The following is a 24960-nucleotide window of genomic DNA, read 5'->3' as shown; positions in this document are numbered from 1 at the left end:
AGTGACGCAACGCGACACGGTTTTCGCATCCACGTGACCTCGAGCAGCAACGCTTGGCGCACCTCGAGTCACTGTCGCCACCACATGAATTTGCGATGCAACTGATAACTTATTGACTATAAGCCAGCGCCATAAAGTCATAAGCAAATCCGCGCAGCGGCAACAATCTGTGCGAGCTCGCACACATTGAAGGTGTTCGCTCCTCTATAAAAAAACTCGCAGACCGGGAATCTGCAGGAGCGTGTTCGGACACGCACGCTCCATCCCGAATCGATCGCGTCATCTCGGCCGCCCGGAGGCGAGCCGAGCCGTTGGTGTGTCGACGCGCGATCGATGCTGCGAAGGCAAGCCCGAACCGGAGTATCCATTCACTTTAGGAGTATCTCTGTATGAAGAATGCTGGAAATGGTGTGTCGCGCGTCCTGACGCGCGGACGTCTGGCCGGAGCGCTGGCGTTGCTGATCGGCATGCAAGGGGTACTCGCCAGCGGGCCTGCGTATAGCGCCGATGCCACGACCTGGTCGGCCACGCGCACGTTTGCCCCCTATACCGCCAACGCCAAGTTCAACGGCTATGCAGCGGACCAGGAACCCGTATCCATCACGGTTACCCTGAAACTGCGCAATCAGGACGTACTCGATAGCTACATCAACGAGTTGTTCCGTCCTGGCAGCCCGTCCTATCACCAGTTCCTGAGCAGCCAGGACAGCACGGCGTTGTTTGCGCCCACGCAGCAGCAAGCACAGGCGGTCGCCGACTATCTCAGCCAGCAGGGCTTTACCAACATCCAGATCGCTTCGAACCGCCTGCTGGTGACGGCCGACGGCACCGTGGGTTCGGCGCGCAACGCATTCCGCACCTCGATCGGTCATTTCAGCCGCAACGGCCATGACGGCATTGCCAATACGACGGACGTCCAGATCCCCTCGGCGCTGAGCGCCCAGGTCGACCAGGTGCTCGGCTTCAACACGCTGCACCAGGCCCGCGTGTTCTCGTTGCCGTCCTCGCAAATCAAGCCGGCCTACACGGTCGTCTCGGTGACCGGCAACTCCGCGGCGCATGCCTACTATCCGCAGGAGTTCGCCACCGTCTATCACGCCGGCACCACCACGGCCGCCACCTCGACCACGGTGGCGATCCTTGGCTGGGGCAGCATGACCAATGCACAGACGGACCTGAGCAAGTTCGAAAGCGGCCAGGGCCTCACCGCCGTGCCGACCGCGATCGAATCCACCGTGACCAAGAGCAGCACCGACGATAGCGGCCAGGGCGAATGGGGCATGGACGCACAGGCCATCGTCGGCATCAGCGGCGGCGTGCAGAAGCTGATCTTCTATACCGACGGCGGCACCTACAGCAGCCGCACGGGCTCGAGCGGCGCGTCCAACAGCGGCCTGCTGACGGTGATCAACAAGGCGGTGAGCGACAACACCGCCCGCGTGATCAACATGTCATGGGGCCTGCCCGAGTGCGACGGCGCGCCCGGCTTCGCCGACTCGGCCTTCCAGCTCGGCGTGACCCAGGGCCAGACCTTCTCGGCCGCTACCGGCGACAACGGCTCGTATCCGTGCCCGAACGGCAGCACGGCACCGCAGAACGGCAGCTACGGCAGCACATCCACGCTGTCCGTGAACTACCCGGCAAGCTCGCCCTACGTGGTGGCCGCAGGCGGCACGACCTTGAACACCACCTCGGCCGACGCCTACACCTCGGAAGCCTCCTGGCCGTACAGCGGCGGCGGCGTGAGCAGTTCGGAAGCGACGCCGAGCTGGCAGTCGAGCAGCTATGCCCACCGCTCGGTGCCGGACGTGGCCTTCGATGCGGACTGGACGAACTCGCCGATCATCGTCTACTTCACGGCGAGCTCCACCTCGGGCATCCCACAGTCGGGCTACTACACCAATGGCGGCACCAGCCTGGCCTCGCCGCTGTTCGTCGGTGCCTGGGCGCGGCTTGAGTCGGCCAACGGCAACGGACTGGGCTTCGCCGCTCCGGCGCTCTACGCCTACTCCAGCCAGTTCCCGTTCCACGACGTCACCACCGGCAACAATGGCTACTACTCGGCCACCGCTGGCCGTGACAACGCGACCGGTTGGGGCAGCTTCGACATCCAGTCGGCAGCCGCCTTCATCAGCGCCACGCCGGGCTTCAACACCGCCACGCATCCGTAAGCAGTCACGTACATGCACAAGGGGCGGCCCATGGCCGCCCCTTGTGTCGTTTACCCGCCATCGGATGGCTGGCGCTTTTGGCTCACTCGAAGGCGCCAACGAACGAATCGGGCGCGTAGTTCTCGAACTTGGTGTAGTGGCCGAGGAAGGTGAGCTTGATCGTGTCGGTCGGACCGTTTCGCTGCTTGCCGATGATGATTTCGGCGAGACCCTTATCGGGCGATTCCTTGTTGTAGTACTCGTCGCGGTAGATGAACATGATCACGTCGGCGTCCTGCTCGATAGCGCCCGACTCGCGCAGGTCGGACATCATCGGCCGCTTGTCGGCGCGCTGCTCCAGCGAGCGGTTCAACTGCGACAACGCGATCACCGGGCAATTGAGTTCCTTGGCCAGTCCCTTCAGCGAGCGCGAGATCTCCGAGATTTCGGTGGCGCGATTCTCCTTCATGCCCGGCACCTGCATCAGCTGCAGGTAGTCGATCACGATCAGGCCCAGGCCACCGTGCTCACGATGCAGTCGACGGGAACGCGAACGCATTTCCACCGGGGACAGGCCCGGCGTGTCATCGATGAAGATCTTCGCCTCGGACAGCAAGGCGATGGCATTGGTGACGCGCGGCCAGTCTTCCTCGGCCAGGTCGCCGTTGCGCAGATGCTGCGCGTGGATGCGGCCGACCGAGGAAATCATACGGAAGGCCAGCTGCGAGGCCGACATCTCCATCGAGAAGATCGCCACGGCCTTCTTGCCGCGCATCGCCACCGCTTCGGCAATGTTCACCGAGAACGCCGTCTTGCCCATCGAGGGTCGCGCCGCGACGATGATCAAGTCGGAGGGCTGCAGGCCCGAAGTAAGTTCATCGAGATCCGAAAAGCCGGTGGAGACGCCGGTGAGCTGGCCCTTGTTCTCGAAGCGCTCGGACAGGATGCGAAACGCGTCCTTGACCGCCTCGCGCATCGACACCGTGTCTTTCTTGCCGCGGGCACCCGACTCGGCGATCTTGAAGACCGCCTGCTCGGCGCGCTCCAGCACCTCCTGTACGCCCATCCCTTCGGGCTGATAGCCGTCCTCGGCGATGCCGGTGCCGGCGTCGATCAGCTGGCGCAACACCGACTTCTCACGCACGATTTCTGCGTACGCAGCAATATTCGCCGCACTGGGCGTGGTGTTGGCCAGGTCGATCAGGTACGAGGCGCCACCGACCAGGTCACCCAGGCCGTTGGCCTCGAACCAGTCGCCCAGGGTCACCGCATCGCAAGGCATGCCCTTGGCCGCCAGCTCGGTGATGGCACGCCAGATCAGGCGGTGGTCCTTGCGGTAGAAGTCCTGCTCGCTCAGGCGGTCGGCCACCTTGTCCAGCGAGTCGGGGGACAGCATGAGGCCGCCCAGTACCGCCTGCTCCGCGTCGATCGAACTCGGCGGCACGCGCAGCGCGTCGATGTTGGAAGGAGGCCTGCGCTCGGAACGACCGCGGCGCTCAGGGCGATCTGTACGATCAGTAACGAAGGGCATCAAGATTCCTCGCTGCGGCCCGGCACGCATTCGCCGGCGGCATGACGTTGGGCACAGAGCATACGCGGCGCCATCTCATGCCGCGAGACCATAAGTCTGTGGATAACCTGTGTGCAGGCGTGGATAAGTGCCGACACAAAAGCAGACGGGCGCCCTGGAGGCGCCCGTCCGGGTACTACATAGCGATGAATCGGCTTACTTTTCGCCGACCACGATCACCTTGACCTGGGTCTGCACGTCAGCGTGCAGGCTGATCACGACGTCGAACTCGCCGGTGTGGCGGATCGGGCCTTCGCCCTGGATCACTTCACCCTTGTTGACGTCCTGGCCAGCGGCCTGGAGAGCCTCGGCGATTTCGCGCGGGCCGACCGAGCCGTACAGCTTGCCTTCCGGACTGGCGTTCGCGGCGATGGTCACCGACACGCCTTCCAGCTTGGCCTTGCGGCCTTCGGCGCCGGACAGCTGGTCCTTGGCCTTGGCCTCGTACTCGGCGCGGCGCTTCTCGAAGGCTTCGAGGTTGGCGGCGTTGACCGGCACGGCCTTGCCCTGGGGCAGCAGGTAGTTACGGCCGTAACCCGGCTTGACCTTGACCTTGTCGCCCAGGTTGCCGAGGTTGCGGACTTTTTCGAGAAGAATGAGTTCCATGATGGTTCCTTTTCGTTAGCACCGGTGTGGCCCGGCGCAGCCGTGGACGGTTGTCCGAATTTTCCAACTCCCTCTCCCCACTGGGGAGAGGGTTGGGGTGAGGGGTGGGTGCTCGCCGGACGGCTGATTCAATGCGTGCTTCGAATCTGCGTTGGCGCAAGCCCCGACCCTTCATCCGCCCCTTACGAGGCACCTTCTCCCCGGAGGGGAGAAGGATCGACGCATTAGACGTCGTGGTTGTCGGTGTACGGCAGCAGAGCCAGGAAGCGAGCGCGCTTGATCGCGGTCGCCAGCTGACGCTGGTAGCGAGCCTTGGTGCCGGTGATGCGGCTGGGAACGATCTTGCCGTTCTCGGTCACGTACTGGCGCAGGGTGTTGAGATCCTTGTAATCGATCTCTTTGACTTTTTCGGCCGTGAAGCGGCAGAACTTGCGGCGGCGGAAGAACTTTGACATGTCTTGGCTCCTGATCAGTCGTCGCTGTCGCGATCGTTATCGCGGTCGTCGCGGTCGCGACGTGCCGGGCGCTCGTCACCGTCGCTGTCGTCATCGCGGCGACGCGAGGACTTGGCGTCGTCCTTTTCCTTGCTCTTGAGGATGAAGGACTGCTCGGTGTCGGCCTCATCGCGGCGAACCACCAGGTGGCGCAGCACGGCGTCGTTGAAGCGGAAACCCGACTCCAGCTCGTTCAGCGCGTTCTGGCTCACTTCGATGTTGAGCATGACGTAGTGAGCCTTGGCCAGGTTCACGATCGGGTAGGCCAGCTGACGGCGGCCCCAGTCTTCCAGGCGATGGATCTTGCCACCGTCGGTTTCGATCAGCGCCTTGTAGCGCTCGATCATCGCCGGGACCTGCTCGCTCTGGTCAGGGTGGACCAGAAACACAACTTCGTAATGTCGCAGGGACATTGTTGGGTGACTCCTTGTGGATGCGGCCTTGCGGCCTCGCAGCCTCCCGCACGATGCGGTGAGGCAAGGTTCCATCCGGGGCCTTTCGCCTCGGACAGAAGCGGAATTCTACGGCGGGACGGGGGTTTGGCGCAAGTTGGGGGGCTTGCCCGGGGTGTAAGGCGGGTAGCGGGGCGCACGAAGGACGCGGCCGCAGGCTTCAGGCGACTGGCACCAAGGGTCGAGGGGCGAGGGTCGAGCGATGTAAGACTGGGGGCCAAGGATCGCGGTGGCACACCACTCGTGCGCCCTCACTACCCGTCCCTAACCCCTGTCTTTACCCGACGGTAAAACTCTCGCCGCAACCGCACTCACCTGTCGCGTTGGGATTGTGGAAGACGAAGCTGGCGTTCAGACCCTGGCGCTGAAAATCGATCACCGTGCCGTCGACCAGGGCCAGGCTCTTGGCGTCCACGATCAGCGGCACGCCGTCGACATTCACCAGTTGGTCGTCACTGCCCAGCGCATCGGCCAGGTCCACCACATAGCCAAAACCGGAGCACCCGGTGCGCTTCACGCCGAAGCGGACGCCGGCGGCCTCCGGCGTACCGGCCAGAAACTGGCGCATGCGTTCGCTGGCAGCGGGAGTGATGGTGATGGTCATGGCTGGATGCAAATACCGAGGTGCTACGAGGATTGGAAATCGAGGTGCGAAGGGTCGCTACCTGAACGATACGTACATTATCATGTCGAACTTGGTCTTACGCGTCCGATATGCGGCGCCCAGCAGGAGTTTCAATCCATGGCGGTGGTTAGTGTTAAGCAGGCTCTTTCCGGCAGCATCGAAGCCGGCAACACCGTGACCGTGCGCGGCTGGGTCCGCACCCGGCGCGATTCGAAGGCGGGCCTGTCCTTCGTCAATGTGAGCGATGGTTCCTGCTTCGACCCGATCCAGGCGGTGGTCACCGACCAGGTCGCCAATTACGAAACCGAGGTGAAGCACCTCACCGCCGGCGCGGGCGTGATCGTCACCGGCACCCTGGTGGCCTCGCAGGGCAAGGGCCAGAGTTTCGAGATCCAGGCCAGCGAAGTGACGGTAACCGGTTTCGTCGACGACCCGGAGACGTATCCGATTCAGCCCAAGCAGCACTCGATGGAATTCCTGCGCGAAGTGGCGCATCTGCGCCCGCGCACCAACCTGTTCGGCGCCGTGACCCGCGTGCGCCACACCATGATGACGGCGATCCATCGCTGGCTCACCGAACAGGGTTTCTTCTGGATCAACACCCCGATCATCACCACCTCCGATGCCGAAGGCGCGGGCGACATGTTCCGCCTGTCCACCCTGGACCTGGCCAACCTGCCGCGCAACGAAAACGGCAAGATTGATTTCCGCAAGGATTTCTTCGGCCGCGAAGCGTTTCTCACCGTGTCCGGCCAGCTCAATGTCGAGGCTTACTGCCTGGCGATGAGCAAGGTCTACACGTTCGGCCCGACCTTCCGCGCCGAGAACTCCAACACGCCGCGCCACCTGGCCGAGTTCTGGATGGTGGAGCCGGAAATCGCCTTCGCCAACCTGCACGACAACGCCGACTGCGCCGAGGGTTTCCTCAAGGCCATCTTCAAGGCGGTGCTGGACGAGCGCCCGGATGACATGGCGTTCTTTGCCGAGCGCGTGCAGCCTGATGCGATCAGCCGGCTGGAGTCGTTCATCGCGCAGCCGTTCGAACGCATCGACTACACCGACGCCATCGAGATCCTGAAGAAGTCCGGCCAGAAGTTTGAATTCCCGGTGGCCTGGGGCATCGACCTGCAGACCGAGCACGAACGCTATCTCGCCGAGAAGCACGTCGGCCGTCCGGTGGTGGTGATGAACTACCCCGAGCAGATCAAGGCGTTCTATATGCGCTTGAACGACGACGGCAAGACCGTCGCCGCGATGGACGTGCTGGCGCCTGGCATCGGCGAGATCATCGGCGGCGCGCAGCGCGAAGAACGCCTCGACTACCTGGACCGCCGCATGGCCCAGTTCGGCCTCGATCCGGCCACCTACGGCTGGTATCGTGATCTTCGCCGTTACGGCACCGTGCCGCACGCCGGCTTCGGCCTGGGCTTCGAACGCCTGCTGGTCTATGTGTGCGGCCTGTCCAATATTCGCGACGCCATCCCCTACCCGCGCGCAGCGGGGACGGCCGAATTCTGACCCACACGAATCAGCTTATGCGTTATCGCCTACCCGTCGTCACTGCTCTCGTCGTTTTCGTCCTGCTGCTGGTAAGCGGCTGCCATAGCGTGAAGACGCTGGTGCCGCCGAACCTGAGGCCGCCGGAGAACAATCGCAGCAGTCTCGATGCGGCGAAGGCCGAATTGCAGAAGGCGACGCCGTGCTGCACCACGTTTGCGGACTTCTCGTTCCAGAACGCCCTGCCCTGGCAACCGAAGAAATTCGCGCTGGGTCCGGGCAGCCTGGTCGGCAATCTCAATGGCGAGCGCAGTTATTTCCTCAGTTTCAGCCTGCCGCGCGAAGTCGAGCTGCCGTACCGCGTGGCGATCAAGTCCGAATTGAACGGCCGCTGGCTGCGCTCCAGCTATTTGTTCGCTCCCACCGTGGTGGTGCTGGACGAAGCGTTCCAGCCGATCAGCTCGCAGGATGTCGGCCTGTGCGAACACATGGGCTGGACGGACCAGACCTCGGGCGCGTTCGGCAGCATGGAAATCACCGACAAGCGTGCTCGTTACCTGGTCCTCTACAGCTCGGCCAAGCAACAGGCCGGCAGCACCTACTGGGAGCAGTCGCCAGCGTCTTTCTCGGCCGAGGCGCCGGTGAAGATGGCCGCCACCGGCAGCTTCAAGGTGCCGCATGGGCCCGATGGCACGGTCTGGATCGGACTGATGGACAATACGTTCAAGGATGCCGTGAACAACGCCATCTGCGGCAAGCCTGAACAGGGCAACGGCGTGCTCAACACGCTGCGCGAGTCCATTCCGGTGCCGGGATGGGGGAGCTCCAGCAGCAAGAGCGCCGAAGCCAAGAACAGCAGCGCGACGCCAGCCGATGGCGCCGCATCGGCAGCCAACGCCGGTGCCGGCAAGGGCTGATCTACTGCATGATTCACATCGACCACTGAAGACAGGCGCGGCATGATCGAGCTCTACCTAATGTTACTGGTCGCCGGCGTGGTCAGCTTCGTGCTGCACTTCGTGGCGCAGTACCGCGTCGCCTCGCTGTTGCGCGACAAGCATCCGCAGCAATGGCAAATCATCGCCGAGGCCGATGGACGCCCCACGACGCCATGGCGCACCTGGCTGCGGCTGCAGCTCGCGCTGCGCTCACCGGTGCTGCCGGCGCTGGACGACGACGGCATCACCCGCTGGCGACGCCTGTGGCGTTATTGTCCGTGGGTGGCCTGGCTGTGCTGGTTCGGCGCGCTCGCCATGCAATGGGCGGCACGCTGAAGGGCCTGATCCATCCCGACTCCACGTTCCGAAGGGGCTCACCATGTTGCTTGACCTGAGTGGGCGCCACGCCCTCGTCTGCGGCGCCTCGCAAGGCATCGGTCGCGCCAGCGCGATCGAACTGGCGGAACTGGGCGCCAGCGTAACCCTGCTCGCGCGCTCGGCCGAGGCCTTGCAGACCGTGGCCGAGGCCCTGCCGCGCAAGCATGATCAACACCATCGCTGGCTTGCCGTCGACATGCTGCAGACGGACAACCTGCGCCGCACCGTGGCTGATATCGTGGCCGAGCATCCGGCGCAGATCCTGATCAACAACACCGGTGGCCCACCGGGTGGCCCGGCGCACACGGCAGCAACCGATGCCTTCGAGAGCGCGTTTCGCCAGCACATGCTGGCCGGCCAGACCCTGGTGCAAACGCTCTTGCCAGGCATGCGGGCCAGCGCTTATGGCCGCATCGTCAATGTGATCTCCACCTCGGTGAAGGAGCCGATCGTCGGCCTGGGCGTGTCAAATACGGTGCGCGCGGCGGTGGCTGCCTGGGCCAAGACGCTATCGAACGAACTGGCCGCCGATGGCATCACGATCAACAACGTGCTGCCCGGCTACACCCGCACGGCCCGGCTGGACGCCATCCTCGCAGCTCAAGTCGCCGGCAGTGGACGCAGCGAAGACGAAGTGGCGCAAGCGATGCTGGCCACGGTGCCGGCGCGACGCTTCGGCGACGCCGCGGAGGTGGCGGCCGTGATCGCCTTCCTGTGTACGCCTGCCGCGGCCTATGTGAACGGTGTGAGCATCGCCGTGGACGGTGGCCGCACGCGCTCGCTGAGCTAGGGATGCTCTGATCCGTGCCACGCATACGGCGGCGTCCGGTGCAAATATCGGGCGCAGGCTCTAAGCTTCCGCCGATGCCAAACCTGCGCCTCGCCAATCTGATCGACGGTCGCCTGCAGGCGCCACGTGATTCGCGCTGGCTCGATGTATTCGAGCCCGCCACCGGCCAGGTATTCGCACACTGCCCGGACTCGTCCGCGCAAGACGTTGCCGATGCCGTCGCCGCAGCCCAACGCGCCGCGCCCGGCTGGAGCGCGACGCCGGCCGAGCAGCGCGCCCGCCTGCTGCAGCGACTGGCCGACTTGATCGAAGCGCGCCTCGAAGAGTTTGTCGCGCTGGAATCGCGCGACAGCGGCAAGCCACTGAGCCTGGCCCGCGGCCTCGATATTCCGCGCGCCGTCTCCAACCTCCGCTACTTCGCCGCCGCCATCGTGCCGTGGAGCAGCGAGTCGCATGCGATGGAAGTCGGCGCGATCAATTACACGCTGCGCCAGCCACTCGGCGTGGTGGGCTGCATCAGCCCGTGGAACCTGCCGCTGTATCTGTTCACCTGGAAGATTGCGCCGGCCCTGGCCGCCGGCAATGCGGTGGTGGCCAAACCGTCGGAAATCACCCCCTGTACGGCCGCCCTGCTCGGCGAGCTGAGCATCGAGGCTGGCATGCCGGCCGGCGTACTGAACATCGTGCACGGCCGTGGCCCCAGCGTGGGCCAGGCCATCGTCGAGCATGCCGGCGTCAAGGCAGTGTCGTTCACCGGGAGCACACGCACCGGCGCACAGATCGCCAGCGTGGCGGCTCCGCAGTTCAAGAAGCTGTCGCTGGAACTGGGCGGCAAGAACCCGGCCGTGGTGTTCGAGGACGCCGATCTCAGCGATGCCCAGCTGGACACCATCGTGCGCTCGGGCTTCGCCAACCAGGGCGAGATCTGCCTGTGCGGCTCACGCCTGCTGGTACAACGCTCCATCTACGCATCGTTTCGCGAGCGCTATCTGGCGCGCGTGCAGGCACTGCGCGTGGGCGATCCCAACGACGGCAGCACGGATCTTGGCGCACTGGTTTCACGGGAACATTTCGACAAGGTCATGGGCTGCATTGCCCAGGCGCGCGACGAAGGTGGCCACGTCTTGTGCGGTGGTGAAGTCGTGAACATGGACGGCCGCTGCGCCGATGGCTGGTTCGTGCAGCCCACCGTGATCGAAGGGCTGGATGGCCACGCCGCTACCAATCAACACGAAATTTTCGGACCGGTCGTCAGCCTGATTCCGTTCGACGATGAAGCCGAAGCACTGTCCATTGCCAACGGCACCGGCTACGGCCTGGCCGCCTCGGTGTGGACGCGCGACCTTTCCCGTGCGCATCGCTTCGGCGGCCAGCTCGACTTCGGCATCGTATGGATCAACTGCTGGCTGCTGCGCGATTTGCGCACCCCGTTTGGCGGCACCAAGCAATCCGGCCTGGGCCGCGAAGGTGGCACGGAAGCGCTGCGCTTCTTCACCGAACCGAAAAACATCTGCATTCGCTATTGAGAGTCCCGCCGTGAACAGTCCGCTACAGAATCTGCTCGACAGCAATCGCCGCTGGTCCGCCGACGTGCGCGCGCAGGATCCGCGCTTCTTCGAGCGCCTCTCCCAGCAACAGGCGCCGAAATACCTGTGGATCGGCTGCTCCGATTCGCGCGTACCGGCCACCCAGATCGTGGACCTGCCGCCGGGCGACATCTTCGTCCAGCGCAACGTCGCCAACGTGGTGTCGCATACCGACCTCAACTGCCTCAGCACCATCCAGTTTGCCGTCGACGTGCTCAAGGTCGAGCACATCCTGGTGGTCGGCCATTACGGCTGCGGCGGCGTGCAGGCGGTGCTCGACGAGCGTCGCCTCGGCCTGGTCGACAACTGGCTGCGCCATGTCGGCGATGTGGCGCAGAAGCATTCCGGCATGCTGTCGTCCATCGACATGATGAATCTGCGCAACAGCCGCCTGTGCGAACTCAACGCGATGGAACAGGTGCTCAATGTCTGCCACACGACGATGGTGATGGATGCGTGGGAGCGCGGCCAGAAGCTGTCCGTGCACGCGTGGTGCTACAGCCTGTTCGACGGGCATGTGAATGACCTTGGCATGCATGTCAGCTCGCGCGAGCAACTGCGGCCTGCCTACGAGGCGGCCCTGCAGCGCCTTGGCACGGTGCCCGAGTTCAACCGATGAGCGACGTCGTCCGCACCGAACAGGCCCCGGCACCGGTCGGTGCCTACCCGCATGCACGGCGTGTGGGCGACCTGCTGTTCCTGTCCGGGGTGGGGCCGCGCATGCCGGGCACGAATGCGATACCGGGCAACGTCCACGATGCGCAGGGCGCGCTGGTCGACTATGACATCGAGGCGCAATGCCGCCAGGTGTTCGCGAACGTGCGCGCCGTGCTCGAAGCCAGCGGGGCACGCTGGGAGCAACTGGTCGACGTCACGGTGTTCCTGACCGACATGGCGCGCGACTTCGCCACCTACAACCGGCTCTATGCCGAGTATTTCGCCGGCGTGGACGCCTGCCGCACGACCCTGGGCATCACCGCCCTGCCCACGCCCATCGCGATCGAACTGAAGTGCGTGGCCGCGCTGCCGCGCAGCGATCGCTGAGCGATCGGCTCAGCCGAGATGGAAACCCCGGTGGCCGCCACCGGGGTTTCACGCGCCAACGCTTTACGTCGACGGGCCGGACGTCACCGGCGGCAGGGTCGACTTGCCGGAATGCTTGCCGGATTTGCCGCCCTTGGCGGCGCCAGGCTGGCCACTGATCTGGGTCGGCTTATTACCCTTCTTGTGGTGCTTGGTAGAAGAGCTGGCCGGCTGGGCCGGCTGGGCCGCCGCCGGTTTGGTCGCGGGCGCAGCCTGCGGGGCTGCGTTCTGCGCCAGCACCGAACCAGAGAGAGCAACCCCCGCCACCAGCAGGGAAGCGATCGCGAACTTACGCATCATGATGAGCCTCAACAGGTCATGCCGCGGACCCGGCCGGAACCCGGCAACACGGGCGGCGCGACGGCTAAAACATGGCATGTTTCGCGACGCATCGAAACCACCGTTTTCTACGTGCGCAGGCGCTGTTCAGGCCGGCGGAGCTTGACTTTCCGACTCCCTAACATCGACCGAATATTCTTGCGTCACTCGATGCAAAGGCGCAGCAGCTGTCCCATGGTCGCCTGCAGCTGCGATGCCTTCGCCTCGTCATACGCGAAGCTGTCTTCGTCCATGTAGTTGAGCTGGGCCAGCTCCAGCTGCACGGCGTGCACACCGTCTTGCGGGCGACCGTAATGGCGCGTGATGTAGCCGCCCTTGAAGCGTCCATTGACCACGAAACTGTAGCGGGACTGGCCTTCCAGCGCGGTTTGCAGGCGCTGCTGCAGCCCGCCCCCGCAACTGGCGCCGTCGGCCGTGCCCAGGTTGAAATCCGGCAGCTGGCCGTCGAACAGCATGGGCACGCGGCTGCGGATGGAATGCCCTTCCCACAGCACCACGCGGCCGTGTTCGGCGCGCAGTCGTTCAAGTTCTTGCGACAAGGCGTCGTGGTAGGGACGCCAGAATTCATTTACCCGCCGTTGAATTTCGTCGGCCGTCGGCTCGGCACCGTCGCGATAAAGCGGCGCGCCATCGAAGCCGATGGTCGATACCAGGCCCGTCTCGCGACGCCCCGGGTATAGCGCCTGGCCGTCGGCGGGACGGTTGAGGTCGACCACGTAGCGCGATGCCACCGGTTTCAACAGACTCGCGCCCAGGGCCTTGGCCAAGGGCTCGTACAAGCGCCCGACATGCCAGTCGGTGTCCACCGAGCGCCGTGCTGCCGGCAGCATGCGGTCAGCTACGTCGGCGGGAATGGCACTGCCGTCGTGCGGCAGACTGATCAACAGCGGCGCAGTGCCGCGATGCAGGCTGTAGGTACTCATCGTCAAAGTCTAACCGGCATGAGCTCAGGACATCAGCACCAGCTCTTCGGCGGAGCTGGGATGGATGGCGACCGTGCTGTCCATGTCGCGCTTGCGCAGACCCATGCGCATCGCCACGGCGAAACCCTGGAGCATCTCATCCGCACCCGCGCCGAACACATGGATGCCGACGACGCGCTCATCGTCGCCAGCGCAAAGCAGCTTCATGATGGTCTTGCTGCCGTGCCCGGTCAGCGCCCACTGCATGGGCGTGAAACGGCTGCGATAAACGCGCAAACCATCGCCATATAGCTCCTGTGCTTGCGCCTCGGTGAGGCCAACCCTGGCCAGCGGCGGCTCGGCAAACACCACGCTCGGCACGTTCTCGTAATCAAGCCGACTCTCCGGCTGTCCGCCGAACAGGCGATCGGCGAGATTGCGCCCCGCCGCTACCGCCACCGGCGTGAGCTCCTCGCGACCGGTGACGTCGCCCACCGCGCAGATGCCGGGAGTCGTGCTGTTCTGCCAGTCATCGACGATCACATGGCCTTCGTCGTCGACACGCACGCCTGCAGCGTCCAGATCGAGACGCTCGCTATTGGGCACGCGCCCCACGGCCCAGAGCACGGCGTCGTACGGGCCACACTCGCCGCTGACGGCGTCGTCCAGCACGATGCCGTCGTCCGCACGGCGCAAGCCCGCGACCTGCACGCCATGCGTGACGGCGATGCCTTGTGCAAGCATGCGCTGTTCCAATGCATCGACCAGTTCCGCATCGAAACCCGAGAGCAGCCGGCTGCGCACGTGCAACGTGACATCGCTGCCCAGTGCGCGCAACAGACCGGCGAACTCCACCGCGATGTAGCCACCACCGACGACGGCGATACGACGCGGCAAGCTGCGCAACGCAAAGATGTCGTCGGAAACCAGGCCCAGCTCGAAGCCGGGCAGCTCCAGCCGTCGGGGGCGCGCGCCGGTGGCGATGACAATCTGCGTGGCGCGCAACTCGTTGCCGCTGGACGTGGCTACCGTATCGGCGGCGACGAAGCGACCGGTTTCGGCGAGCAACTGGATGCCGGCGTCGGCGAGGCGAGCGGCATAGCGTTGGCGAATGCCATCGATATAGTCCTGGCGTAACTGCCGGAAGTGCTCCCAGTCGAGTGCTCCTGGGCTGGAAGCAAAGCCGTAGTCCAGCGCCAACCGTTGTTCCTGCGCCAGCTGCGCGGCATACCACAGCGCTTTCTTGGGGACGCAGCCGACATTGACGCAGGTACCGCCGAGCGCGCCCGGCTCGAGCATCGCCACGCGCGCGCCATGCCGCGCAGCGCGGACCGCCACGGCCAACCCGCCCGAACCTCCGCCCAGCACGATCAGATCGAAGCTATCGGCCATGCCTGTCTCCATCGGGTGGCATCAAGGATTACGCGCCAAACCTTGCCGGTGCATAAGGCGTGGGATCGATCGGCAGCCCCTTGCCGCCCAGCATGCCCGCCACCAGTTCGCCCGTCGCTGCCGACATGCTTACGCCGAGCATGCCGTGAGCCGTTGCCAGGGTGAGATTGGACCAACGCGTACTCGGTCCGATGATCGGCACTTCGTCCACGCTCATCGGCCGCCAACCCCACCACTCCTCCAGCAGTTGCGGCCCTTCCGGCTCGTGCAGACCTTGAGCCGCGCCGCGACGCAAAGCGTCCAGGCGCGTGCGATTGAGCCCTTCGGAATAGCCGGAGAATTCCATGGTGCTGCCCAGGCGGTAACCGCTGTCCCAGGTGGTCACGCACACGGCCGCCTCACGCAGCACCAGGGCATGGCGCGGCGCATGCACCGGGCGCGTATAGGTCAGCGAATAACCCTTGCCGGGCTGCATGGGCAGGTGCAGGCCAAGCTGCCTGCCGAGCAAGGGTGACCAAGCGCCAAGCGCCATCACCACGCGGTCACCGCGAAACACGCCGCGCGTCGTGCGGACGAAGTCGATGCTGCCGTCGCGCGTGCCCACGTGATCGATGCGCGCGCCGGTTTCGATCGATCCACCTAGCTCCAACACCCGACGCGCCAGTTCCGCCACATAGCGGTCCGGGCGCAGGCGGGCGTCGCCGGGATGGAACAGGCCACCGGCCACGCCCGGCTTCAATGCCGGCTCCATGGCCTCCACCTCATCGCCACGCAGCCGCTGCACTTCGACGCCGAGTTGATCGAGCAGCTGGGCGTGATGCTTCTCGTCACCTTGCAGCGCCTGTGGCGTGCGATACACGTACAACACGCCGCCCTCGCGGAACTCGCAATCAAGGCCCTCGTCACGGATCAGCGCGGGCAGCAAGGACCTGGAACGATTGAGGATGGCCGCGCGTGCCCTGGCCGCATGATCAAAGTCGCGCCAGTTGCAGTGCCGGGCGAAGCCCAGCATCCAGCGCAGGCGCGGACCATCGAAACGGGGGTTGAGGTAGAGCGGCGCGTCCGATCGAAGCATGGAACGCAAGGCCACGCCCAACGCACCCGGCATCGCCAGGGGCGCGGCATGGCTGGGCGTGATCGTTCCACAATTGCCGTGCGAACTGCCGCAGCCCGGGGTACCCTGCTCCAAAATGCGCACGGTAGCTCCGGACTTCAGCAGGTAATAGGCACAGGCCAGGCCGATAACGCCGCCGCCAAGAATCAGCACATCACTGCGTGAAGCATCCATGAAACTATTGTAGCGTCTGAAGTGCCCGACCCTAACCCCAAGGGAAGCAGTGCGATGGAATCGACTGTGATGAAGTCTGGCTCGGTGATGGATCTCTGGCGTTCGGCGGCTGCCTGCGCCTTGTTTCTGGCCATGGCCCTGCTGGCCGGGCGCTCGATGGCAACTCCCCCGGCGTCGGCGACATCGCAGCCCGACGTATCGCGCGACCTGTTTACCGAAACGGCCCGTATCAAGAACGATCTCGCGCGCTACCTGTATCTGCGGGAGGCGATACCGCAGCTTCAGCAAAGAGATCGCCTGATTGATCAGCAACTGCTGGCGACCGTGGAAGACGAATTGGGGCTCTACAACGAGGCCATGAACGATTTCCCGTTCGACAACCGGGTGCAGACGCCCGTGCCGCTGCCGCCGCCCACCGACTGGCAGTCTGCCGACGCCGCCGGCGAGATCGCGAAGCTCGCGGCCAACCGCCGCATCGTGATGGTCAACGAGGCACATCATGACGCCCACACGCGCGAACTGACGCTGGCACTGCTGCCGCTGCTGCGCGCGGAGGGCTTCAACTACTTCGCGGCGGAAGCGCTGAGCCACACCGACACCGAACTGATGAAGCGCGGATATCCCATCAGCACCAGCGGCAGCGAGTATCTGCATGAGCCGCTCTACGGCGAGATCATCCGCGAGGCGATTCGACTAGGCTTCGTGGTCGTCGCCTATGACTCAGACGCGGAGAAGCTGGCAGACCGCGAAATGGGACAGGCGAACCAGCTTTACCTGAAGGTGTTCGCCAAGGACCCCAAGGCGCGCCTGTTCGTCCATGCGGGCTACGCGCATATCGACAAGGCCGCCGGCAATCTGGGTGATGACGTGAAACCGATGGCGATGCAATTGAAACAGCTGTCCGGATTCGACCCGCTGTCGATTGATCAGACGCGCTGGCGGGATATCGGACCGATGCCGAATACCGACCCGTATAACCAGTTGATTGCGCAATTCCCGGTCGACCGCCCCTCGGTACTGATCAACCGGCAGAACGGCAGCGTGTGGACCTCCGATCCGGCCCGGCATGACGTCGACGTGATCTTGCCCAAGGCAGGCCATCAACGTCGCCCTCATTGGCTGTCGCTTGGGGACACCCGCGAGACGCGGGTGGTGACCAGCGACATCTGCGCCCGCCAGCTTCCCTGCGTCGTCGAGGCCCGCTACACGCAGGAGTCCGACGATGCCATCCCGGTCGACCGCTATGTCTTCCTGACCGACAACAGCATGAATACGCTTTACCTGAAACCTGGCCAATACACCTTGCGCGCCTGGGATCGAGAAGGACGCACGACCGGCAAACGCAACCTGACGGTCGACAAGCCGGGCTCATGAAACTCTGAGACCGTTGCTCACGTACCAACTCACAACTTTCCTCCAAACTATTGATTTGCTAGCATCCTCTCGAGCCGAAACCCAGGGGATGCTTAAGTCGTGGACGCCATCGACCCCTCCTTACGTGCGCCAGCGCGATGGCGCCCGGCGCGCCAGCTGCTGCTGGGCGCGACCCTGCTATTGCTGGCGGCCTGTTCCAGTGCCCCGCGCAAGCCGCAAGCCACCCATAAGGACTCCCGTTCGGCGCTGGCCGACGAGCCGGCCCGCGGGCCTGCGGCCAATACCGGCACGGCAAACGACGTGCTGTTCCGGGCCATCGCCCTGGTCGGTACGCCTTATCGTTGGGGTGGCAATACGCCCGACGGCGGTTTCGACTGCAGCGGTCTGGTCGACTACATCTACCGCAACGCAGCGGGCCTCATGCTGCCGCATAGCTCGCGCGAGATGTCCACCATGGATGGGCGCAAGGTGCCGCAAATGACCGACCTGGTCAGCGGCGACCTGGTTTTCTTCGGTGGTAGCGGCGGCATCAGCCACGTGGGCGTCTACGTCGGCAAGGGCCGCTTCGTGCATGCGCCCAACAGCGGCGGTACCGTACGGCTGGACGATATCGACGGCCCGTACTGGCGCGATCACTTCGCCTTCGGCAAGCGTCTGCTCGACTGATGCCCGGTTCGACAGGCTGGGCCTATTGTTTCGATCGAAAACTTTAATTGTACACAATTTAATTTTGCACATAGGATGCAGCCCATGAAACGGATGCCCACCCCTGACCATCTGCTGCTGGACCAGCAACTGTGTTTTGCGCTGTATGCCGCCTCACGCTCCATCACCGGGCTTTACCGCCCGCTGCTGGAGCCCATGGGGCTGACCTATCCGCAATACCTGGTGATGCTGGTGCTGTGGGAGCAGGACGACGTCACCGTGCGTGAACTAGGTCAGCGCCTACAGTTGGATTCGGGAACGCTGACGCCGCTGCTGAAGCGCCTGCAAGCGGCGGGCCTGGTCAGTCGCCAGCGCCGCAGCGACGACGAGCGCGTCGTGGAGATCCGCCTCACCCCGGCCGGGCTCGCCCTGCGCGAACAGGCCAACGATATACCCGCATGCCTGGCGCAGCGGCTGGAGCTGTCACTCGACCAGATGCAACGCCTGCGTGATGAACTGAAGCAACTTACCCGCCACACCCAAACCCCCACGATCGAGGATTAACCCATGAGCAGCACCAAGGTTCTGTATACCGCTACCGCCACCGTCGTCGGCGGCCGCGAAGGTCACGCCAAGAGCAGCGATGGCGTGCTCGACCTGCAGTTGGTCGTACCCAAGGAGCTCGGTGGCCCGGGCGGCGCCGGCAGCAATCCGGAACAGCTGTTTGCCGCTGGCTATGCGGCGTGCTTCGAGGGCGCCATGCGCTTCGTCGCCCGTCAAAAGAACGTCACGATGAGCAAGGATTCCTCGGTCACCGCACACGTCGGCATCGGCCCGCGTGAACCGACCGGCTTCGGCATCGCGGTGAAGCTGGACGTGAACCTGCCGGGGCTGGATCGGGCCGTGGCGCAGGAGCTGATCGATACTGCCCATCGCGATATCTGCCCGTATTCACATGCCACGCGTGGCAATGTCGACGTGCAGATCACGCTGGTCTGAACGGTTCGTCAAGGCAGATACGACAACGGCGCCGTGAGGCGCCGTTGTGATGCTGAGGGAACATGTCCCCTCACCCTACCCTCTCCCCAAAGGGGAGAGGGTTTAAAGACTTAGTGAGCCTCGCCGCCCGGCGGGTGGGCGTGGCCGTGCTGGATTTCTTCTTCCGTGCCATCGCGCACTTCGTTGATCGTCACGTCGAAGTGCAGCGACTTGCCGGCCATCGGGTGGTTCAGATCCACGTCGACCGTGGTCATGCCGACCTTCTGCACCATCACCACGCGGTGGCCGCCTTCCTTCAGCGCCAGCACCGTGGTCATGCCGGGCTTCAGCTTGGCGGACTGCTGGAAGTACTTCTTCGGCACGCGCTGGACCATGCCTTCCTGGCGCTCGCCGTAGCCTTCGGCCGGGGCGACATCGACCTGCAGGTTTTCGCCGGCCTCGTGGCCTTCCAGCGCCGATTCCAGACCCGGGATCAGCTGGCCGTGGCCCAGCAGCACCCACAGCGGCTCGTTGCGATCGAGGGAGCTCTCAACCTTTTCCCCGTCCACCGTCAGCGCGTAGTGGAGCGAGATGACCTTGTCCTTGCCAGCCTTCATTGCATGTCTCGTGATTGGTGCAGTTGGGCATTCTAACAGCAAGCCGCCGGGTTACCGGCCAGCGCCCGACCCCTGCTGGCCAAAGCGCACGCCGTGCGCCTCCGGCCCCAGCCAGGCCAGCAAGGCCAGCAGCACGGCCACCGCGGCGATCCAGAACGACATGGCAAACGCCAGGTCGCCGCCGCGCCAGTCGGCGATCCAGGTCTGGGCGGTGGCCGTGATGGCCGCCAGCAGGTTACCCATCTGGTAGGCAAAGCCCGGCAAGGTACCGCGCACCGCATCCGGCGACAGCTCGTTGAGATGGGTTGGCACCACGCCCCAGGCGCCCTGCACCATCACCTGAATCAGGAACGCGCCCAGCCCGAGCAACAGGATCGAGCCACCGTGCATCCATAGCGGGATGGTCGGGATGGCCAGCAGTGCGGCCGCCATGATGGCGCGACGCCGGCCAATCCGCTCCGACAGCGAGCCGAAGAACAGACCGCCCACCAGGGCGCCGATGTTGAGCAAGGCCGTCAGCAGGAACGCCGTGCCCGAACCGCCAGGAATATGCAGGTTGGTCTGCAGGAAGGTCGGGTACATGTCCTGCGAGCCGTGGCTGAACATGTTGAACGCCGCCATCAGCAGCATCAGGTAGATGGCCAGCTTCCAGTGGCCGCGCATGGACGCCAGCAGGCCGCGATGCTCGCGCTGCGCCTGGCCCTGCTTCCACACCTCCGACTCCGGCACGCTGCTGCGGATATACAGCACCAGCAGGGCCGGCACCGCGCCGACCACGAACAAGCCGCGCCAGCCGATGTGGTCCACCAGCAGCCAGTTCGCCAACGCGGCAAGGAAGAAGCCGCAGGGATAACCGCTCTGCAACAGGCCAGACACCATGCCGCGCGACTTCGCCGGTATCGACTCCATCGCCAGCGAGGCGCCGATACCCCATTCTCCACCCATGGCCACGCCAAACAGGAAGCGCAGCCCCAGCAGCATGGTCAGCGTGGTGGAAAACGCCGTGAACAGCTCGAACAGCGAGAACATGATCACGTTGATCATCAGTATCGGGCGACGCCCGAAACGGTCGGCCAGCCGGCCGAACAGCAGGGCCCCGATCGGCCGCGCCGCCAGCGTGAGAAAGAGGCCGAAGGTGACGTGTTCCTTGTCGACATTGAATTCCTTCGCCACCGCGACGATGACGAAGGTGAGCAGGAAATAGTCGAACGCATCGAGCGTCCAGCCCAGGAAGCTGGCCAATACGGTGTGGCGCTGGGTGTGAGTCAATTCCCGCAGGGGCGCAAACGGCGACATCAAGGACTCCAGGGCAAAGCCGTCAGCGCGGCACACAGGGCGCCAAGCGAACCACCATGGCCGTCGCGACGCAAGGGCGGGATCAAGTCAGGCCGACTGCTGCCTTCACGCCGCGCAGCCACCGAGTCGGCTGACATGCTGAGCATGGACGCCGCCGCCCGCCATCGCATTGCCGGCTACTACGAGCACGGGCTACAACGGGGCTACGTGCGCGGCAAGCTCGCCACCGATCCCGTGTACGCGGCCGCCGCCGCACTGATTGCCGAGCACCCGCTGCCGTTGCTGGACATCGGTTGCGGCATCGGGCTGCTGGGTCAGTATCTGCACGCCCAAGGCTGCGTGCCGGCGTACGTCGGCATTGATCACGACCCGCGCAAGATCGACGCCGGGCTGCGTGCGCTGCGTCGAGCCGGCCTCGATCAATCGCTGCAATTGCGCTGCGCCGACGGCACGACGGCGCAAACCCTGCGGGGACATGTCGCCTTGCTCGACGTGTTGCATTACCTGCCCGAAGAGCGCCAGCGCGCCGTGATCGAGCATGCCGTTCGCCAACTCGCCCCTGACGGCCTGTTGATCGTGCGCAGCGTGCTGCGCGAACCCAATTGGCGCTACCAGGTCACACGGGTGTCGGAATTCTTCCTGCGCATCAGCGGTTGGATGCGCGTCGGTGCGCAACACTATCCCAGCGCCGACGAACTGCGCGTGCCGTTGGAAGCCGCCGGCCTGCAGGTCACCATTCGTCCGTTACATGGCCATACCCCTTACAACAGCTATTTATTGGTCGCCCAGCGAAGGCTTTGAGGGCTGGGAAGACCTGATCGGAAGGGTGCGTAAGGCCTTCTCACCACCAGGCCCAGACACCCTCGAAGCGTTGCGCTGGCTCGCTTTCGGCCCTTGATCTCCAGCTCGCGTTGCTCGCTGTTCATGCATGCCGAGCGGCGTTCCTGCATTTCAGCTATACTTCGCAGCGCGGCGATCGCCGCCCATCCCTCACTGAATACTGCAACGCGGTTCGATAGAACGCTCCGGGTTGCTCTGGAGCTTCCATGTCTTTTGAATCGCTGGGCCTCGCGCCCGCGTTGTTGCGTGCGCTTGTTGAACAAGGCTACGCCCAACCCACCCCCATCCAGGCTGCGGCCATTCCGATCGTGCTCGAAGGCAGCGACCTGCTGGCCGCCGCGCAGACCGGCACCGGCAAGACCGCGGCGTTTGCGCTGCCGCTGCTGCAGCACATCGCCAACGGTCCGCCGGCCGGCACGCGCCGTCCGCGCGCCCTGGTGCTGACGCCGACGCGTGAACTCGCTGCACAGGTGCATGACAACCTGCGCGATTACGGCAAGCATATGCGCATCACCAGCACGACCATCTTTGGTGGCGTCAGCATGGGTCCGCAAATGCAGGCCCTGCGTCGCGGCGTCGACGTGGTCATCGCCACGCCGGGTCGCCTGATCGACCATATGCAGCAGCGCTCGCTCGACCTGTCGGGCGTCGAAGTGCTGGTGCTCGACGAAGCGGACCGCATGCTCGACATGGGCTTCCTGCCGGCGCTCAAGCGCATCCTGGCCGCCCTGCCGCGCCAGCGTCAGACCCTGCTGTTCTCGGCCACCTTCGCACCGCCGATCAAGGCGCTGGCCATGCAGTTCATGCATGAGCCGCGCGAAGTGTCGGTGACGCCGGCCAATACGGTCGCCACCACCGTGACGCATCACGTGCACCCGGTCGATGCCGCCAAGAAGCGTGATCTGTTGCTGCACGTACTGTCGCAGGACAGCCGTCGCCAGACACTGGTGTTCAGCCGCACCAAGCACGGCGCCGACAAGCTGGTGACGTATCTGGGAGTCGCCGGCCTGCGCGCTGCGGCCATTCATGGCAACAAGAGCCAGAATGCCCGTACGCGCGCACTCAGCGATTTCAAGACCGGCCGCGTCACCGTATTGGTGGCCACCGACATCGCCGCGCGCGGCATCGATATCGACCAGTTGCCGATCGTGATTAACTTCGACCTGCCGATGGTCGCCGAAGACTACGTGCACCGCATCGGCCGCACCGGCCGCGCCGGCGCCGACGGCATGGCCGTGTCGCTGGTGAGCCATGAGGAATCGGGCCTGCTGCGCGATATCCGCAAGCTGCTCAAGCAGGACATCGCCATCAGCGACGTACCCGGCTTCGAACCCTCGCACCCGCTGCGCACCGACGCCGGCGCACCGCGTCCGGTGCAGGGCGGCCAGGGCCAGCGCCCGCAGCGCCAGGGTCGTCCGCAAGGCGGCCGTCCGCAGGGCGGCGGCTATCGCCCGCACAATCCCGCGCATCCGCACGGCAGCAGCGAGCGTCCTGCCGAAGGCAACCGCAACCGCCAGCGCCGTCGTCGCCCGGCGGCGAAGGCCTGATCTAGCGCTTTGTCCCTCTCCCTTGCGGGGGAGAGGGTCGGGATACGCCCCAGTAGGAGCGCACCCAGTGCGCGAAAAGCCTACGAAGCGATGATGCGGCGCCACCGCGGAACCGGTCGCGCACTGGGTGCGCTCCTACATGAGCTTCCGGCGTTAGTCGTTGCGAACACGCGACGTGAGCACGTGGTCTTCCCACACGCCAGCGATTTGCAGGTAGCGCTTCGCATAACCTTCCTGCTCGAAGCCAAGATGCTGCAATAGCCGTGCGCTGCGCTCGTTGCGTGGCATGTAATTGGCCATGACCCGATGCAGGTCCAGCTCGCTGAAGGCCCAAGGCAGGGTCGCCTGCAACGACTCCCGCATCAGCCCCTGCCCTTGTCGACGTTCGGCGATGCTATAGCCGAGATGGCAGGCCTGGAACGCACCCCGCACGATATTGGCAAAGGTGAAGCAGCCCATGATTTCGCTGCCCGCCAGATCAAGCACGAAGAACGGATACGCGCGATCGCAACGCACCGCTTCACGTGAATCGGCCAGCGTCTGCGTGCAGTGCCCCAGCGTGTAGTACGCCGAATCGCGCAATGGCTCCCATGGCGCCAGATAATCGCGGTTCTGCACCCGGTAACGCAGCAGCAGCGATGCGTCCGCCGGCTCCACCACACGGATCAGCGTACGCGCCGTGGTGATGGGATGAAGCAGATTCACAGGCGGCCCAACGCCTCGGCGTGATGCCGCAGGTGATCTTCGATGAAACTGGTGATGAAGTAATAGCTGTGGTCGTAGCCCGCATGCCGGCGCAGCACCAGCGACTGCCCTCCTTCGGCACAGGCCTGGTCGAACAGTTCGGGCTTGAGCTGGCTGGTGAGGAAACCATCCGCCTCGCCCTGGTCGATCAGGATGGTGCCGTCGAAGGTCCGCCGCCGCACCAGCTCACACGCGTCGTAGTCGGCCCACGTGGCGGGGTCGTCGCCCAGATAGCGGGAAAACGCCTTGTGCCCCCACGGCACCTGACTCGGCGCGACGATCGGTGCGAACGCGGACACCGAACGGAATTGCTGCGGATGGCGCAGCGCCATGGTCAGCGCACCATGCCCGCCCATCGAGTGACCTGTGATGCCCGAACGCTCGGCATCCACCGGAAACCTTCGTTTGAGCAAGGCGGGTAATTCGCTGGCGATATAGTCGTGCATGCGAAAACGCGAAGCCCACGGTGACTGCGTAGCATCGACATAAAAGCCCGCACCTTCGCCGAATTCCCAATCGCCGATGGCACCGTCGATGCCTGTGTGGCGTGGGCTGGTATCCGGCATCACCAGGATCAGGCCCAATTCGGCGGCGACACGCTGCGCGCCGGCCTTGATCGTGGCGGTTTCCTCCGTGCAGGTGAGCCCCGCAAGAAAATACAACACCGGACACGCCTCGCGCGCTGCCTGCGGCGGTTGATAGACGGCGAAGCGCATCGGTCCGCCGCAGCTTTCCGAGTGATGGCGATAGAAACCCTGCACGCCGTCGTGGCAACGCTGCTCGGAGATCGTCTCGATCTCGCTCATGCTGGTTCTCCCTGTCCTGGCAC

The 24960-nt window shown here is 64.7% G+C and carries 27 protein-coding genes; 14 read left to right on the top strand and 13 right to left on the bottom strand.

Annotated features, from left to right (window positions below; all coding sequences use genetic code 11):
* Positions 1 to 389: 389 nt before the first annotated feature.
* Positions 390 to 2171: a S53 family peptidase gene (locus OUZ49_RS02655; protein ID WP_266148380.1), complete on the top strand. Its 1782-nt coding sequence runs from the start codon at positions 390 to 392 to the stop codon at positions 2169 to 2171.
* Positions 2172 to 2253: 82 nt separating this feature from the next.
* Here the strand turns inward: OUZ49_RS02655 and OUZ49_RS02650 are convergent, their stop codons facing one another.
* From OUZ49_RS02650 to OUZ49_RS02630, 5 genes are all read right to left on the bottom strand, one after another.
* The gene (locus OUZ49_RS02650; protein WP_266148378.1) at positions 2254 to 3681 is read right to left on the bottom strand and encodes a replicative DNA helicase; all 1428 of its coding nucleotides are present in this window, start codon (positions 3679 to 3681) and stop codon (positions 2254 to 2256) included.
* Positions 3682 to 3876: 195 nt separating this feature from the next.
* Positions 3877 to 4326 carry a 50S ribosomal protein L9 gene (gene rplI / locus OUZ49_RS02645; RefSeq protein WP_266148377.1) on the bottom strand — a complete coding sequence of 150 codons (450 nt, stop codon included), beginning with the start codon at positions 4324 to 4326 and terminating at the stop codon, positions 3877 to 3879.
* 224 nt (positions 4327 to 4550) lie between these two features.
* Complete coding sequence (gene rpsR / locus OUZ49_RS02640) at positions 4551 to 4781, bottom strand: 30S ribosomal protein S18 (protein ID WP_017462785.1); 231 nt, start codon at positions 4779 to 4781, stop codon at positions 4551 to 4553.
* Between the two features lie 14 nt (positions 4782 to 4795).
* Positions 4796 to 5233 carry a 30S ribosomal protein S6 gene (gene rpsF, locus OUZ49_RS02635; RefSeq protein ID WP_121878540.1) on the bottom strand — a complete coding sequence of 146 codons (438 nt, stop codon included), beginning with the start codon at positions 5231 to 5233 and terminating at the stop codon, positions 4796 to 4798.
* A 316-nt stretch (positions 5234 to 5549) separates the two neighbouring features.
* Positions 5550 to 5876 (bottom strand): HesB/IscA family protein, encoded by a 327-nt coding sequence (locus tag OUZ49_RS02630; protein WP_266148376.1) that lies wholly within the window; start codon positions 5874 to 5876, stop codon positions 5550 to 5552.
* A gap of 138 nt (positions 5877 to 6014) precedes the next feature.
* On the opposite strand from OUZ49_RS02630, the gene asnS reads away from it, so the two are divergent.
* The 7 genes from asnS to OUZ49_RS02595 all read left to right on the top strand — a co-directional run bounded on the left by asnS (position 6015) and on the right by OUZ49_RS02595 (position 12130).
* Positions 6015 to 7415 (top strand): asparagine--tRNA ligase, encoded by a 1401-nt coding sequence (asnS, locus tag OUZ49_RS02625; protein ID WP_266148375.1) that lies wholly within the window; start codon positions 6015 to 6017, stop codon positions 7413 to 7415.
* Positions 7416 to 7432: 17 nt separating this feature from the next.
* Positions 7433 to 8311 carry a MalM family protein gene (locus tag OUZ49_RS02620; protein ID WP_266148374.1) on the top strand — a complete coding sequence of 293 codons (879 nt, stop codon included), beginning with the start codon at positions 7433 to 7435 and terminating at the stop codon, positions 8309 to 8311.
* A gap of 42 nt (positions 8312 to 8353) precedes the next feature.
* Positions 8354 to 8668, top strand: a complete 315-nt coding sequence (locus tag OUZ49_RS02615) for a hypothetical protein (RefSeq protein ID WP_266148373.1) — start codon at positions 8354 to 8356, stop codon at positions 8666 to 8668.
* Positions 8669 to 8711: 43 nt separating this feature from the next.
* A complete protein-coding gene (locus tag OUZ49_RS02610) occupies positions 8712 to 9500 on the top strand; it encodes an SDR family NAD(P)-dependent oxidoreductase (protein ID WP_266148372.1) in 789 nt (262 codons plus the stop codon).
* A gap of 74 nt (positions 9501 to 9574) precedes the next feature.
* A complete protein-coding gene (locus OUZ49_RS02605; RefSeq protein WP_266148371.1) occupies positions 9575 to 11026 on the top strand; it encodes an aldehyde dehydrogenase in 1452 nt (483 codons plus the stop codon).
* 10 nt (positions 11027 to 11036) lie between these two features.
* Positions 11037 to 11705, top strand: a complete 669-nt coding sequence (gene can, locus OUZ49_RS02600) for a carbonate dehydratase (RefSeq protein WP_266148370.1) — start codon at positions 11037 to 11039, stop codon at positions 11703 to 11705.
* On the top strand, positions 11702 to 12130 hold the full coding sequence (locus tag OUZ49_RS02595; protein WP_266148369.1) for a RidA family protein: 429 nt from the start codon (positions 11702 to 11704) through the stop codon (positions 12128 to 12130). The genes can and OUZ49_RS02595 overlap by 4 nt, the downstream gene beginning before the upstream one ends.
* Before the next feature lie 63 nt (positions 12131 to 12193).
* Here OUZ49_RS02595 and OUZ49_RS02590 read toward each other — a convergent pair whose 3' ends face one another.
* From OUZ49_RS02590 to OUZ49_RS02575, 4 genes are all read right to left on the bottom strand, one after another.
* Entirely contained in the window at positions 12194 to 12469 is a 276-nt protein-coding gene (locus tag OUZ49_RS02590) for a hypothetical protein (protein ID WP_266148368.1), read from the bottom strand.
* A 182-nt stretch (positions 12470 to 12651) separates the two neighbouring features.
* Positions 12652 to 13431, bottom strand: a complete 780-nt coding sequence (hutG, locus tag OUZ49_RS02585; RefSeq protein WP_266148367.1) for an N-formylglutamate deformylase — start codon at positions 13429 to 13431, stop codon at positions 12652 to 12654.
* Positions 13432 to 13455: 24 nt separating this feature from the next.
* Complete coding sequence (gene gorA, locus OUZ49_RS02580; protein ID WP_266148366.1) at positions 13456 to 14802, bottom strand: glutathione-disulfide reductase; 1347 nt, start codon at positions 14800 to 14802, stop codon at positions 13456 to 13458.
* Positions 14803 to 14830: 28 nt separating this feature from the next.
* Positions 14831 to 16090 (bottom strand): NAD(P)/FAD-dependent oxidoreductase, encoded by a 1260-nt coding sequence (locus tag OUZ49_RS02575; RefSeq protein WP_266148365.1) that lies wholly within the window; start codon positions 16088 to 16090, stop codon positions 14831 to 14833.
* 69 nt (positions 16091 to 16159) lie between these two features.
* Here OUZ49_RS02575 and OUZ49_RS02570 point away from each other — a divergent pair, with 69 nt between their 5' ends.
* The 4 genes from OUZ49_RS02570 to OUZ49_RS02555 all read left to right on the top strand — a co-directional run bounded on the left by OUZ49_RS02570 (position 16160) and on the right by OUZ49_RS02555 (position 19108).
* Entirely contained in the window at positions 16160 to 17464 is a 1305-nt protein-coding gene (locus OUZ49_RS02570; protein WP_266148364.1) for a hypothetical protein, read from the top strand.
* A gap of 99 nt (positions 17465 to 17563) precedes the next feature.
* Positions 17564 to 18130 carry a C40 family peptidase gene (locus OUZ49_RS02565; RefSeq protein ID WP_380004856.1) on the top strand — a complete coding sequence of 189 codons (567 nt, stop codon included), beginning with the start codon at positions 17564 to 17566 and terminating at the stop codon, positions 18128 to 18130.
* 84 nt (positions 18131 to 18214) lie between these two features.
* Positions 18215 to 18673: a MarR family winged helix-turn-helix transcriptional regulator gene (locus tag OUZ49_RS02560; RefSeq protein ID WP_266148363.1), complete on the top strand. Its 459-nt coding sequence runs from the start codon at positions 18215 to 18217 to the stop codon at positions 18671 to 18673.
* Between the two features lie 3 nt (positions 18674 to 18676).
* On the top strand, positions 18677 to 19108 hold the full coding sequence (locus OUZ49_RS02555) for an organic hydroperoxide resistance protein (RefSeq protein WP_266148362.1): 432 nt from the start codon (positions 18677 to 18679) through the stop codon (positions 19106 to 19108).
* Positions 19109 to 19218: 110 nt separating this feature from the next.
* On the opposite strand, the gene OUZ49_RS02550 is transcribed toward OUZ49_RS02555, so the two are convergent.
* Positions 19219 to 19704, bottom strand: a complete 486-nt coding sequence (locus OUZ49_RS02550) for an FKBP-type peptidyl-prolyl cis-trans isomerase (RefSeq protein WP_266148361.1) — start codon at positions 19702 to 19704, stop codon at positions 19219 to 19221.
* Positions 19705 to 19755: 51 nt separating this feature from the next.
* Positions 19756 to 21000, bottom strand: coding sequence for an MFS transporter (locus tag OUZ49_RS02545; RefSeq protein WP_266148360.1), 1245 nt, complete (start codon positions 20998 to 21000; stop codon positions 19756 to 19758).
* Positions 21001 to 21135: 135 nt separating this feature from the next.
* Here OUZ49_RS02545 and OUZ49_RS02540 point away from each other — a divergent pair, with 135 nt between their 5' ends.
* Both OUZ49_RS02540 and OUZ49_RS02535 read left to right on the top strand, forming a co-directional pair.
* On the top strand, positions 21136 to 21801 hold the full coding sequence (locus OUZ49_RS02540) for a class I SAM-dependent methyltransferase (protein WP_323134899.1): 666 nt from the start codon (positions 21136 to 21138) through the stop codon (positions 21799 to 21801).
* Between the two features lie 245 nt (positions 21802 to 22046).
* Positions 22047 to 23387, top strand: a complete 1341-nt coding sequence (locus OUZ49_RS02535; RefSeq protein ID WP_266148359.1) for a DEAD/DEAH box helicase — start codon at positions 22047 to 22049, stop codon at positions 23385 to 23387.
* A gap of 153 nt (positions 23388 to 23540) precedes the next feature.
* Here OUZ49_RS02535 and rimJ read toward each other — a convergent pair whose 3' ends face one another.
* Both rimJ and fghA read right to left on the bottom strand, forming a co-directional pair.
* Positions 23541 to 24092 (bottom strand): ribosomal protein S5-alanine N-acetyltransferase, encoded by a 552-nt coding sequence (gene rimJ, locus OUZ49_RS02530; RefSeq protein WP_266148358.1) that lies wholly within the window; start codon positions 24090 to 24092, stop codon positions 23541 to 23543.
* Entirely contained in the window at positions 24089 to 24937 is an 849-nt protein-coding gene (fghA, locus tag OUZ49_RS02525; protein WP_323134898.1) for an S-formylglutathione hydrolase, read from the bottom strand. The genes rimJ and fghA overlap by 4 nt, the downstream gene beginning before the upstream one ends.
* Between the last annotated feature and the right edge of the window lie 23 nt (positions 24938 to 24960).

It is taken from the genome of Dyella halodurans (assembly GCF_026283925.1).
In the GTDB taxonomy this organism is placed as follows: Bacteria; Pseudomonadota; Gammaproteobacteria; order Xanthomonadales; family Rhodanobacteraceae; genus Dyella; species Dyella halodurans.
Note: the sequence above shows the minus strand (reverse complement) of the source record. Positions and strands in the feature narration are given on the sequence as shown.